13 protein-coding genes and 1 pseudogene are annotated in these 13,165 nt (G+C 32.1%); 11 read left to right on the top strand and 3 right to left on the bottom strand.

What is annotated here, in order from left to right; translation table 11 throughout:
- Positions 1-40: 40 nt before the first annotated feature.
- From urtB to ureG, 10 genes are read left to right on the top strand one after another with little or no spacing between them, the layout of a single operon-like run.
- Complete coding sequence (urtB, locus tag ACKGJI_RS10800) at positions 41-1,642, top strand: urea ABC transporter permease subunit UrtB (RefSeq protein ID WP_458700315.1); 1,602 nt, start codon at positions 41-43, stop codon at positions 1,640-1,642.
- 3 nt (positions 1,643-1,645) lie between these two features.
- A complete protein-coding gene (gene urtC, locus ACKGJI_RS10795) occupies positions 1,646-2,779 on the top strand; it encodes an urea ABC transporter permease subunit UrtC (protein ID WP_458700314.1) in 1,134 nt (377 codons plus the stop codon).
- The gene (gene urtD, locus ACKGJI_RS10790; RefSeq protein WP_458700313.1) at positions 2,772-3,554 is read left to right on the top strand and encodes an urea ABC transporter ATP-binding protein UrtD; all 783 of its coding nucleotides are present in this window, start codon (positions 2,772-2,774) and stop codon (positions 3,552-3,554) included. The genes urtC and urtD overlap by 8 nt, the downstream gene beginning before the upstream one ends.
- Positions 3,554-4,246 (top strand): urea ABC transporter ATP-binding subunit UrtE, encoded by a 693-nt coding sequence (urtE, locus tag ACKGJI_RS10785; RefSeq protein ID WP_458700312.1) that lies wholly within the window; start codon positions 3,554-3,556, stop codon positions 4,244-4,246. The genes urtD and urtE overlap by 1 nt, the downstream gene beginning before the upstream one ends.
- Before the next feature lies 1 nt (position 4,247).
- A complete protein-coding gene (locus ACKGJI_RS10780; protein WP_458700310.1) occupies positions 4,248-4,997 on the top strand; it encodes an urease accessory protein UreD in 750 nt (249 codons plus the stop codon).
- Positions 4,998-5,005: 8 nt separating this feature from the next.
- Positions 5,006-5,689, top strand: coding sequence for an urease subunit beta (locus tag ACKGJI_RS10775; protein ID WP_458700309.1), 684 nt, complete (start codon positions 5,006-5,008; stop codon positions 5,687-5,689).
- Positions 5,686-7,389 (top strand): urease subunit alpha, encoded by a 1,704-nt coding sequence (gene ureC / locus ACKGJI_RS10770; RefSeq protein WP_458700308.1) that lies wholly within the window; start codon positions 5,686-5,688, stop codon positions 7,387-7,389. Before ACKGJI_RS10775 ends, ureC begins: the two co-directional genes overlap by 4 nt.
- An 8-nt stretch (positions 7,390-7,397) precedes the next feature.
- Entirely contained in the window at positions 7,398-7,832 is a 435-nt protein-coding gene (locus tag ACKGJI_RS10765) for an urease accessory protein UreE (protein WP_458700307.1), read from the top strand.
- Positions 7,807-8,496 carry an urease accessory protein UreF gene (locus tag ACKGJI_RS10760; protein ID WP_458700306.1) on the top strand — a complete coding sequence of 230 codons (690 nt, stop codon included), beginning with the start codon at positions 7,807-7,809 and terminating at the stop codon, positions 8,494-8,496. Before ACKGJI_RS10765 ends, ACKGJI_RS10760 begins: the two co-directional genes overlap by 26 nt.
- Before the next feature lie 8 nt (positions 8,497-8,504).
- Positions 8,505-9,092 (top strand): urease accessory protein UreG, encoded by a 588-nt coding sequence (ureG, locus tag ACKGJI_RS10755; RefSeq protein WP_458700305.1) that lies wholly within the window; start codon positions 8,505-8,507, stop codon positions 9,090-9,092.
- A 246-nt stretch (positions 9,093-9,338) separates the two neighbouring features.
- On the opposite strand, the gene ACKGJI_RS10750 is transcribed toward ureG, so the two are convergent.
- Entirely contained in the window at positions 9,339-11,072 is a 1,734-nt protein-coding gene (locus tag ACKGJI_RS10750) for an IS1634 family transposase (protein WP_458700290.1), read from the bottom strand.
- A 151-nt stretch (positions 11,073-11,223) separates the two neighbouring features.
- Between ACKGJI_RS10750 and ACKGJI_RS10745 the strand changes: the two are divergent.
- Positions 11,224-11,409: pseudogene (locus tag ACKGJI_RS10745) on the top strand (GTP-binding protein); the annotation flags it as partial.
- 1 nt (position 11,410) lies between these two features.
- Here the strand turns inward: ACKGJI_RS10745 and ACKGJI_RS10740 are convergent.
- Together ACKGJI_RS10740 and ACKGJI_RS10735 are read right to left on the bottom strand one after the other, a co-directional pair.
- Complete coding sequence (locus tag ACKGJI_RS10740) at positions 11,411-11,830, bottom strand: YqaA family protein (protein WP_458700304.1); 420 nt, start codon at positions 11,828-11,830, stop codon at positions 11,411-11,413.
- The gene (locus tag ACKGJI_RS10735; protein WP_458700303.1) at positions 11,827-13,152 is read right to left on the bottom strand and encodes an MFS transporter; all 1,326 of its coding nucleotides are present in this window, start codon (positions 13,150-13,152) and stop codon (positions 11,827-11,829) included. Before ACKGJI_RS10735 ends, ACKGJI_RS10740 begins: the two co-directional genes overlap by 4 nt.
- Positions 13,153-13,165 lie beyond the last annotated feature (13 nt).

The following is a 13,165-nucleotide window of genomic DNA, read 5'->3' as shown; positions in this document are numbered from 1 at the left end:
AGGAGGGATTTCTTTCCCTCCCTTTTAAAATAGGTTAATTATGAAAAAAATATTTATAAAACTAATACTTCTTAATTTATTATTTATTACTTCTGTTTTTTCAGCTGATTTTGCAAATGACATCAAGCCACTTGTAAAAAATAGTTTTAAAGTTAAAATACAAGTTATAAATCAACTTTCTAAAGTGCACGCAGAAGATGAGCGATTAAGCACTCTTTTGAATGAGCTTTTAAATGGAAAATTGTTTTATAAAAAAGCAGATAAATCATTTGTTGTATTAAATAAAAAAGAAGGAAAAATTTATTATACGTCGGATTTGCTTACTGGCGTTTCACAAGACCCTTTAAACAAAAAGATATTTAAAAAAGTGAAAACAAACAATAAATTACGAAGTATTATTAGAAGTAAGTTAGCTGAACTAAATCTGTTTTCTAAAGATAAAGAAGTTCGTTTAGCTTCAATAAAAAACATTTTAAAGAATGTTGATGAAGGATATATTCCTTTAATTGCAAAAGCACTAAAGGTAGAGAAAGATTCTAGTGTTAAGAGTGTATTGGCTGAGACAGATGCTATTTTAAAAGCAAAATTTGGCACAGAAGAGGAGAAATTAGTAGCTATAAAAGAACTTGCTAATTTCATTTCACCACAATCTTTACAAACACTACAAGAGATATTGTCTAATTCACAAGATAAAGAAGTAAAAGAACTAGCAAAATACTCAATAGGAACCATCCAAAGTAAAAAGTCATTTTATGAGTTTGTTGAAAAAGCATTTTTTGGACTTAGTATGGGTTCAGTATTGCTTTTAGCAGCTATTGGTCTTGCTATTACTTTTGGAGTAATGAAAGTCATCAACATGGCACATGGTGAGATGATGATGATTGGTGCATATGTAACTTATACTTTGCAACAAGTTATGCCAAGTCTGATTGAATACTCTGTTATTTTGGCAATTCCAATTGCATTTTTAGTTAGTGGTCTTATCGGGATAATCATAGAAAGACTTGTTATTAGGCATTTGTACGGTCGACCTTTAGAAACTCTGTTAGCAACATTTGGTATCAGTCTTGTTTTGCAACAACTTGTAAGAACAATCTACTCTCCATTAAATCAAGAAGTTAAGACACCAGAGTGGATGAGTGGAGCACTAGAAGTAAATGCAGCTTTGTCACTTACTTATAATAGACTATATATTATTGTTTTTGCTTTAATTGTTTTTGTTGGAATTTTGTTGTTATTAAATAAAACATCACTTGGTCTAAAAGTAAGAGCCGTAACACAAAATCGTGAAATGGCTCAAGCTATGGGAATTAGAACTGGATTGATTGATGCACTTACATTTGGTTTAGGTTCAGGGATTGCAGGGATTGCAGGAGTAGCGCTAAGTCAGCTTACAAATGTTGGTCCAAATCTTGGACAAGCTTATATAGTTGATTCTTTTATGGTTGTTGTTTTTGGTGGGGTTGGAAACCTATGGGGAACGCTCATAGGTGCTTTTACACTGGGTGAACTAAATAAGTTTATAGAACCAGTTGCAGGAGCTGTTCTTGCTAAGGTATTGATACTTGTATTTATTATACTTTTTATACAAAAACGACCTCGTGGACTTTTCCCACAAAAGGGTCGAGATGCACAGGATTAGATTATGAGTAAAAAGCAGCCTATAATTTTAAAAATTTTAGAAAATGACAAAGGTGGAAAGATAGTTTTAAGTATATTAGCACTAGTTGTTATTTATGTAGCTATAGCAAATCTTTTTTTACCACAAAGCTCATTGTTTTATATATCTACATATACTGTAACGCTATTGGGAAAGTATATAGCTTTTGCACTTTTAGCATTGGCTCTTGATTTGGTTTGGGGATATATAGGTATATTGAGCTTAGGACACGGTGCATTTTTCTCTCTTGGTGGATATGCAATGGGTATGTACCTCATGCGTCAAATTGGAGATCGTGGCGTTTATGGAAATGCAGATTTACCAGATTTTATGGTGTTTATGAATCTAAAAGAGTTACCTTGGTTTTGGCATGGATTTGATAACTTTTTTATAGCAGCTTTTATGATTGGAGCAGTTCCAGCAATACTTGCTTTTGTATTTGGTTGGTTTGCATTTAGATCACGTGTAACTGGAGTATATCTTTCAATAATAACTCAGGCAATGACGTATGCTTTTATGCTGGCATTTTTTAGAAATGATATGGGCTTTGGTGGGAACAATGGATTGACTGATTTTAAGGATATTTTAGGATTTGATTTACAAAGTGATGGAACGAGAGTTAGTTTATTGATAGTATCATTTTTTGCTCTTTTTGTTGGATATCTTATTAGTAGGTTTATCATCAAATCAAAGTTAGGTCGAGTATGTATTGCTATTAGAGATTCTGAGAGTAGAGTGAGATTTATTGGTTATAAAGTTGAGCAGTATAAACTTTTTATTTTTGTTGTCTCTGCTATACTCGCTGGGGTTGCTGGGGCATTGTATGTTCCTCAAGTTGGTATTATAAATCCAGGAGTATTTTCACCTCTGTTTTCAATTGAACTTGTTATTTGGGTAGCTATTGGTGGAAGAGGGACACTTTATGGAGCCATCATAGGAGCATTTATAGTGAACTATGCAAGTACATATTTTACTTCGGCACTACCTGAAATATGGCTTTATGCACTTGGAGGATTATTCGTTTTTTCTACGCTGTTTTTACCAAAAGGTATAGTTGGCATAGTAGAAAAGATAAATATTTCAAAAAAGAGTAAAGAGGTATCAAATGTTTATGTCTAAACGTGACAACATTGATAATGTTGGAGAATTAATAGCAGGACAAAGAATACTATATTTAGATGATGTCACAGTAAGTTTTGATGGTTTTAAAGCACTCAATGCTCTTAGTTTGGTTATAAATCATAAAGAATTAAGATGTATCATTGGAGCAAATGGTGCTGGTAAATCTACAATGATGGATGTAATTACTGGTAAAACAAAACCAGATACTGGGCACGTAATTTTTGGTGAAGATGTAAACCTTTTAGAGATGGATGAACCATCAATAGCCGAAGTTGGTATAGGTAGAAAGTTTCAAAAACCTACAGTATTTCAAGGGCATAGTATATTTGAAAATCTTGAGTTAGCTATGAAAAGTGACAAAAGATTTTTTAAAACCTTATTTGCTAAAATGAGTGGTGAAGAGAAAAGTAAAATAGAAAAAACTATGGAACTTGTTGGACTTCAAGATTTCTCAAGTAAAAAAGCAAGTATTCTTTCTCATGGGCAAAAACAGTGGTTAGAGATAGGAATGCTCTTGATGCAAGACCCAAAACTTTTACTTGTTGATGAGCCAGTTGCTGGTATGACTCCAGGAGAAGTTGAAAAAACAGGGCGAATACTAACAGACTTAGCAAAAGAACATAGTGTTGTTGTCGTAGAGCATGATATGGAGTTTATTCGTAGTATTGCAAAAAAAGTAACTGTTTTACACGAGGGTTCTGTACTTGCTGAAGGATCAATGAAAAACATTCAAGAGAATGAAAAAGTTCGTAAAGTATATTTAGGTGAATAATGAAAATAGATAAATTAAACCAGTTTTATGGACAAAGCCATACGCTATGGGATTTGAGTTTAGAGATAAAATCTGCAAGATGCACATGTATCATGGGAAGAAATGGTGTTGGAAAAACAACATTAACAAAAGCGATTATGGGACTACTTCCTATTAAAGATGGGGAGATTATATTTGAAGGGCAAGATATATCAAAGTTGACCTCTGATAAAAGAGCTAGTTTAGGCATAGGGTATGTACCTCAAGGAAGAGAAATTTTTTCAAATTTATCAGTAAAAGAGAACTTAGAGATAGGATTACTTGGAAATCGAAATGGTTTAAAAAAAGTACCAGAAAAAATTTATAAACTTTTTCCTGTGTTAAAAGAGATGCTAAAGAGAAAAGGCGGAGATCTCTCAGGTGGACAACAGCAACAACTAGCGATTGCTAGAGCTTTGTGTATTGAGCCAAAACTGCTTATTCTTGATGAACCAGCTGAGGGAATTCAACCAAATATAGTTCAGCAGATTGGAGATGTGATTGATTATCTTACTAAAGAAGAGAAAATAACAGTTATCCTAATCGAACAAAAACTACCATTTGCAAGGAAACATGGAGATGATTTTTTTATCATGGAGCGTGGAAAGATTGCTGCTAGTGGTGAGATAGAGCAGTTGAGTGATGATATAATCAAACAATTTTTATCGGTATAAGATGAGTTTTTCTGTTCGTTTTGAAGATGATAAGTTTTATTTGAAAAGATTAAAGCTTCCTACTCGATATTATCACTTTAAAGATGATGAAAACTATATAAAATTACTTAGTATTGGTGAAGGAATTTTCCCAAAAGATAGATTAAAAACAGATATAGAGTTGATTCGCTCAAATTGTATATTTAGCACTGAATCGGCGACAAAAATTTATCCTAGTGATAAAGATTACGGTATCAACAGTATTTGCATTAATCTTATAGAATCAAACTGTGAGTTTATAAATGATGAGCTTATTTTATATAAAAATTCTAAATTAATTCAATTTTTAACTATCAAGGCAAATCAAAACTCTACCTTTTTTTATGTTGATATTCTTAGTTCTGGAAGAAGTTTTGAAGATTTTGATTTTACTTCTATGAGAGTACGAAACAGATTTATAATAGATGAAGAGCTAGAATATTTAGAAAATTTTGACATTAGTGGTGATGAAATTAAAAACTATTTAACTAGGCATCATCGCACAAAATTGATTTTTTCAAAAGTTTATATTAAAACAGATAAAAATGATGATTTTTTAGACATCTTATCTCGGTATAGTTATGAATCATTTAGTTATACTAAATCAAAGAAAATGATTATAGGTGTTATAAGTAGTGAGAGTATGGCACAAATGAAAAGAGAAACTGAAAAAATATGGCAACTTTATAGAAAAAGTTTAGAAAAAAAAGCGTTTAATTTAGGAAAGCAGTAGGAGAGTAAATGTTATTGACCAACCGTGAACAAGAAAAGCTTATGATTTATGCGGCTGCAAAGTTAGCAATAGATAGAAAAAGTAGAGGACTAAAACTAAATTATCCAGAAGCAACTGCGATTATCAGCTCTTTTATTCTTGAGGGTGCTAGAGATGGTAGAAATGTAGCAGATTTGATGGTAAGTGCGACACATGTACTTAGTGCTGATGACGTTATGGATGGTGTGGCTTCTATGATGGACATGGTACAAACTGAAGCAACCTTTGATGATGGTACTAAGCTAGTAACTGTTCACAATCCAATCCCTTTAAAGAAAAACGACACTATACCTGGAGAATACATCATTGATGATGGAGAGATAGAATTGAATCCTAATAGTGAAGCAATTACTCTTGAAGTTGAAAATAGAGGTGATAGACCAGTACAAGTGGGATCTCACTATCACTTTTTTGAAATAAACTCTGCAATCTATTTTGATAGAGAAAAAGCCTATGGAATGAGACTAAATATACCTGCAGGAACATCTGTTAGGTTTGAACCAGGCTCCATAAAAGAGGTAAGTTTAGTAGCTTATAGTGGTAAAAGGTTTATTAGTGGGTTTAATGCTCTTGTCGAAGGTTTTTTAGATGATGAAGAGACAAAACAAAGAGCCATGAAAAATCTAGAAAAATTTTTAGGAGATGCGTCATGAAAATAGATAAAAAAAAGTATGCATCAATGTATGGACCAACTGTAGGAGATAGATTTAGATTAGCTGATACAAGCTTAATCGCATCAATTGAAAAAGATTATACAATATATGGCGAAGAGAGTAAGTTTGGTGGAGGAAAGACTATACGAGACGGTATGTGCCAATCACCAACTGCTGTAGATGTTGCAGATTTGATAATTACAAATGCTACGATTATAGATTATACAGGGATTTATAAAGCAGATATTGGAGTAAAAGATGGCAAGATTATTGCGATTGGAAAGAGTGGAAATCCAAATAATTGTGATGGCATAACTAAAGGACTAGAGATTGGAGCTAGTACAGAAATACTCTCAGCAGAAGGAAAAATCATAACAGCTGGTGGAATTGATGCACATATTCATTTTATCTCTCCTGGACAAATAGATGAAGCATTTTCAAGTGGAGTCACAACGATGATAGGTGGTGGTACAGGACCAAATACAGGTACCAATGCTACTACATGTACACCTGGTGAGTGGAATATCCAAAAGATGATGGAATCTGTAGATGATATACCATTAAATTTTGGTTTTATGGGAAAAGGAAACTCAAGTAACGCTCAAGCACTAAAAGAACAAGTAGAAGCTGGTGCTATGGGACTTAAGTTACATGAAGATTGGGGAACAACTCCTAACGCAACTGATGTATGTCTGAGTGTTGCTGATGAACTTGATGTTCAAGTGGCAATCCATACTGACACTTTAAACGAGTCAGGTTTTGTGGACAATACAGTCAATGCTTTTAAAGGACGTACTATTCATACTTTTCATAGTGAAGGAGCTGGTGGTGGACATGCTCCAGACATTATGAAAGTGGCAGGATTAAAGAATATCTTACCATCATCAACAAATCCAACTCTTCCTTATACAAAAAATACAATCGAAGAGCATCTTGATATGTTGATGGTATGTCATCATCTTAGCCCTAAAATACCAGAAGATGTAAGCTTTGCAGAATCAAGAATAAGAGGAAAAACAATAGCAGCAGAAGATGTTTTACATGACATAGGTGCAATCTCTATGACAAGCTCAGATTCTCAAGCGATGGGACGTGTTGGAGAAGTTGTTATTCGTACATGGCAAGTGGCTGATAGCATGAAAAAACAAAGAGGTGCACTTAAAGATGACAATGAAAAACATGATAACAACAGAATTAAACGTTATATTGCTAAATATACTATAAATCCAGCAATTGCTTGTGGTATTGATGAGCACGTTGGAAGTGTTGAAGTTGGAAAAATAGCTGATTTAGTTCTTTGGGATAGAGCCTTTTTTGGAGTTAAACCTTCTATTGTTATAAAAGGGGGTTTTATAGCTTTAAGTGTAATGGGAGATTCAAATGCTTCTATACCTACACCAGAACCAAATCTATATAGACCTATGTTTGGAAGCTTAGGAAAAGCAAGCAGTAGAACAAGTGCAGTTTTTGTTTCACAAGCTTCTTTGGATAAAGGATTAAAAGATAAACTAAATATTTCTAAAGAGATGATAGCTGTTAAAAATACAAGAAATATCACGAAAAAAGATATGAAATTAAATGATTTTATAGGAGATATTAGTGTTGATCCTGAGACATATGATGTACATGTAGATGGAGAGATTATTGAGTCTAGCTATGTTAGTGAACTTCCTATGGCAAAAAAATACTTTTTGTTTTAGGAATTAGTATGATAAAAAAAGTAATTAAAATCGAACAAGGTTTACAAGCTAATGATAGCGTTGAGCTTTCTTGGTTTGATATGCAAAAACCAAATCTTGGAGCAACAACACAAAAAGATGTAGATTTTATCATGAAAACAAAATTTACAAACTTATATGAAAATGATATTTTAGTTTGTGAAGATGGCTACAAGATAGAGGTTAAGCGTAGTGAAGATGAAGTTTATATTTTAGAATTTTCTGATCATATAGTTTTTGCTAGGACAGCATACGATATAGGAAATCGTCATCAGCCAATTTGTATAGAAGATTATAAAATAACAGTTTTAGATGATGTAGCAATTGAAGATATTATTTTATCATTGCAAAGCTGTTTACATGTAAGAATTACTAAAAGCAAAGGATATTTCCATCCCAATGGAAAATCACATCATTCGCACTAAAGCATTTAGTAGATTTATACAGATTTTTGATAGCTCTTTTCCATCAGGAGGTTTTGTGCACTCTTTTGGGCTAGAACCTCATATAGTTTTAGGAGTTATTGATGATGATAAATCTCTTAAAAAATTTCTTTTAAATATCATTCAAGATCAGTATCAAAAGTTAGAGTTTGTTTATGCAAAAAAAGTTTATAAACTTTTAGAAGAAGATCAGTTGAATTTTATAATAAAAGAAGATAATAGATACTCTTGTATGTCAAACTATGAATTTTCAAAAGCCTCTTGTGATATAGGTAAAAATTATCTAAAACACATTGATTTCAACATTAACAATACGGCGGTTAAAGAGTATTTTAAAGCCATACAGAGTGAAAAATCAGCAGGTAATGAGATTATGGTTTTAAGTGCTTATGCGTATGAGTTAGGATTGGATTGTGATACTTTTTTACTTTTATGGTGTAAAAAAAATATTGTAAATATTGCATATGCTTCTTTAAAAATTTCGCGTATAAAGCCATCACAAATTCAACAGTTGCTTTTTGAGTTTGATGATGTACTTGAAGAGTTGATAAAAGATAGTAAAAATGTTGTGAGTAACTTTAACCCTCTTTTTGAGGAAGTAATTTTTTTACACAAAAATCAAGAACCAAAACTGTTTGTCACATAAGGAATAAAATGAGTTTAAAAATAGGAATAGCAGGTCCAGTAGGAAGTGGAAAAACTTCTATTATAGAGTCTTTAACAAATATATTGAAATCAAAATACAAAATTGGAATTGTAACTAATGATATTTATACCAAAGAGGATGCTAACTACTTAAAAAATAAATTAGATATCCCAAATGATTTGATTATTGGAGTAGAAACAGGAGGGTGCCCTCATACAGCAATTCGTGATGACATATCTATGAACGAGAAAGCATGTGAACAGATAGAAAAAAACTTTCATCCAGATATTATTTTTGTGGAGAGTGGCGGAGATAATCTATCTGCAACATTTTCTTATGAACTGATTGATTATTATCTTTATGTGATTGATGTTGCACAAGGAGGTGATATCCCAAGAAAAAAAGGAGCAGGACTTCTTTTTAGTGATCTGTTGGTAATTAACAAAACAGATCTAGCACCTTATGTAAAAGTAGATTTAGATTTAATGAGAAGTGATGTAAAAAACAATAGAAAAAATAAACCAGCACTTTTTATTAGTAACAAAGAATCAGACAGTATGAATAAACTATGTGAATGGATTGTCGCACTTTTATAGATTAAGATACTACAGCAGTAAACATATAGAGTAAAAAAGCATAACGTGCAAGTTTTGATATGGTCACTAAAACTAAAAATTTTAAAAAGTTATACCTCAAAATCCCTGCTACAAATGTGATGGGGTCTCCGATGATAGGAGTCCAAGCAAGAAGTAGGGCGAAGACTCCCGACTTAGGACATAAATTCCAAAGAAAAGCCTATATTACGGAGTTTGAAAATTATTTTAGGCACTACATTGGATTGATTATTTTAATATTGATGGTCTAGTTGTTATTGGAACTTCCATGAGTTTATAAATTTTTTTAGCTTCGTCAGATACCCTTGAAGGCATTGCGAACTTTTTGTCTGTAGCAGTATCATACAGTATAGATGTTTGTATACTAAGAAGTATCTGTCGTATTTTTTCAGGGGATAGTTTTTTATATTGTAGTCTTATTCTGTATTCTAAATATCTAACTAGTGTAAATGCCATAAAAGATATAGCAAGATGAGCTTTTACACGACTAGGCTTCCAGTGATAGATTGGTCTTATTTTTAAATCATGTTTTGTGATTCTAAAACTCTCCTCTACTTGCCATAGATTTGAGTATTGATGAATCAGTTCTTCATTGGATAAAGTTTCATTGTTGGTAATAATACCTTTTAATCCATCCCATGCTGCATCTTCTGCTATCTTCTCTTCATTAAGGGTAATAGATAAATCACATGACCTGTTTTTATCACTGCTCTTTAGTTGTAGATACTTTTTGTATCCATTATTGGATAATTGAGATTTTACAGACTTTGAGTTTTCTAATCTCTTTTTGAGTTTACTAATAGCCTTTTCTCTATCATGCTTATCTTTTTTTGCTCTTTTTTTAGAGTATGAGATAAGAAGTTTTTTACCATTATAATCAAGAGTCTTTATTTTAGTATCATCATTAAGTTCTGTATAATCATCAGTTTTTAATATCTGCTCTTTATATGTTTTTGCCATAGTCTTTATTTTAGCACCTACGATATAGGTCATATTTTTATTTTTATCAAACTCTTCTAAATTTGTTTTATTAAACATTCCAGCATCTGCTACATATACAATCTTATCTACTTTAAACTCATCTTCTATCTCTTTAAGTGAAGGTATTATTGTATGACCATCAAAGGTATCTCCACTAAATGCTTTATACCCTACAGGTAGTCCTTGCTTTGTTACAAGTAGTGCAAGTACTACTTGAGGTTGATTAAACTTACCATCTTTTGAGTATCCATTTTTTCTGATTGCCTCTTCTGCATCTTCTGGATTATCTATATCCTCACTAAAACTTTCAAAGTAAAGGGTAGTTGCATCAAAGTAGATAACATCTATTTTATCATCAAGTAGTGATTTCGTTTGAGTAAGTACAAGTTTATTTAGTTTTTTTATCTGTTTATCATCTATCATATCCATCATGCGGTAAACAGTTTTTAGATTGAGATTCACTCCAAACTTTGAAGCAAGCATATCTACACTAGCACTTTTAGAATCAGGATTTGCAACTCTTGCTAATACTATCTCTTTAAGTGCTTTAGATATTGCAACATGTCTAGTTGCATTAGGAATAATACTTTTAAAATTGATTTCATCATAAAGTTTTCCATATATCTCATGAATACCTTTAATAATCCTATCCTCTTCTAGCATATCAAGAAGATTTACATCGTAATCTTCTCTATTGACCTCTTTTTCTCTATTTGCAAACTCTTTATCTTTTCTATCACTAGCACGATTCTCCATATCTTCTATCTCTTGTGGAGAATAGAGTGGCAGTTGATTTTTAGACTCCAGCTCTGCTTTAATGGAAACAGCAAGTGATTTTAACTCTTGAAGTTCATTATCATCAAGTGCAACTCCCACATGTTTTATAATCTTTTGCTTAACTTTAGAACCTATTCGCTGAGAATTAACAATCTGTACTGATTTTCTTGGACTATTCGGCGTACTTTTTACTCTTATAAACATAAAAAGAAGTATAGCATATTTTAGTAAATATTAGAAGTTATCAATAATAACTAGGCACTACAATTTTTACTAAAAAATTATAGCCCTATTTTAAGGAATTTTTTGGTTATTGATGTAGTGCTTTTGTCCTAAGTCAGGAAAAAAAGGAGCAGGACTTCTTTTTAGTGATCTGTTGGTAATTAACAAAACAGATCTAGCACCTTATGTAAAAGTAGATTTAGATTTAATGAGAAGTGATGTAAAAAACAATAGAAAAAATAAACCAGCACTTTTTATTAGTAACAAAGAATCAGACAGTATGAATAAACTATGTGAATGGATTGTCGCACTTTTATAGATTAAGATACTACAGCAGTAAACATATAGAGTAAAAAAGCATAACGTGCAAGTTTTGATATGGTCACTAAAACTAAAAATTTTAAAAAGTTATACCTCAAAATCCCTGCTACAAATGTGATGGGGTCTCCGATGATAGGAGTCCAAGCAAGAAGTAGGGCGAAGACTCCATACTTATCAAAGTATGTTTTAGCTTTTTCTACATGTAAAGATTTTATATAGTTTTTTTTGACTGCCCAAGATGAAGCGTACTTTCCTAAAAAAAAGTTAACAACTGAGCCTAGGGTGTTGCCAAGAGTTGCTATAAATAAAATGAGATATTTTAAATCAGGAGATTTATTTAACTCATACAAAAAATATAATTCGCTGCCACCAGGAAGTAAGGTAGCAGCGCCAAGAGAGATAAAAAATAGTAAAATCAAGATTTTATAGCTAAAAACTCTTCTATTATCTCTTTATTTGTATCAAGAGTATTGTATTTGACTATCAGTATCGCTTCGCTTTCGTTTTTATACCACTCTATAATACCGTCTATATTGTGTAATTTTTCAGCTTTTTCAAGATTTATATCTGAGTAATTTAGATATAGATTTTTATTGATTTTTGGATTTGTGATGCTAGCCACTAAAAATAACCATACAAAGGCTACTGCTATTATCACCCAAGATATTTCTTGGATACCGTAGTGCTGAAGAAAATATCCTCCAAAAACACCACCTATGAATGTTCCTATATATCCAAACGAGTTAAAGATACCAAGAGCCGTTCCTTTTTGATGGATTCTTGGAAATTTACTTGCCATTGATTGCATCAGAGGTTCGTGCATATTAAAACCGATAAAAAAGATTATAACTCCTATGATAAAAACAGTTGAGCTACTTGCATATCCCATGATTGTATAGCTTATCGCAAAAAAGATGATTCCTAGCATTAGCATCTCTTTTGCTTTGTGGTATTTTTCTCCAATGATTGCAGAAGGAGCCATAGCGAGAACTCCAAAAATCATAGCAGGAACATAAACCATCCATAAATCTTTTTTTACCCAACCAAACTCTTTTGCCATTAAAATAGGGATTATCAAAAATGCTAAAGTCATCATACCTTTTTGAAGCATATTGGTGATGTTCATTTTCATCAAATCTTTATTTTTTAATATATCTAAAAGCTGTTTTTCACTGTTATCATAACTATGTTTGATTTTTGGAGGATTTTGTACTTTTGTATATAGTATGATTATAGCTATTATTGATAAGATGGCTACTAGATAAAAGAGTTTATCAATACCAAAATATCCAGCTACTAGCGGGCCAATCATCATTGAAAGTGCAAATGACATAGCTATACTTCCGCCCATAACTGCCATAGCTTTAGCGCGAACTTCTTCTTTTACCATATCACTAATCATAGCAGTAGCAACTGCACCAATGGCACCTGCTCCTTGTATAAATCTTCCTAACATTAGCGTATAAATATTTTCACTAATTCCACATATGATTGAGCCTATTGTAAATATTATAAGACCTATTGTTATGGTTATCTTTCTTCCTATCTTGTCTGAGAGCATTCCAAATGGAACTTGCAAAAGCATTTGCGTCAGTGCGTATCCACCAATTGTAAGACCTACTAAAAATTCATTTGCTCCTTTTAATCCTAGTGCATAAACGGACAAGACAGGTAGTACTATAAATAAACCCATAAATCTTAAGCCAATAATAGCTGTAATTGGCATAATCTTTTTCATCATTTTAAACTTCCTA

This window comes from Sulfurospirillum sp. 1307 (assembly GCF_054408545.1).
This window is presented reverse-complemented; position numbering and strand designations above follow the sequence as displayed.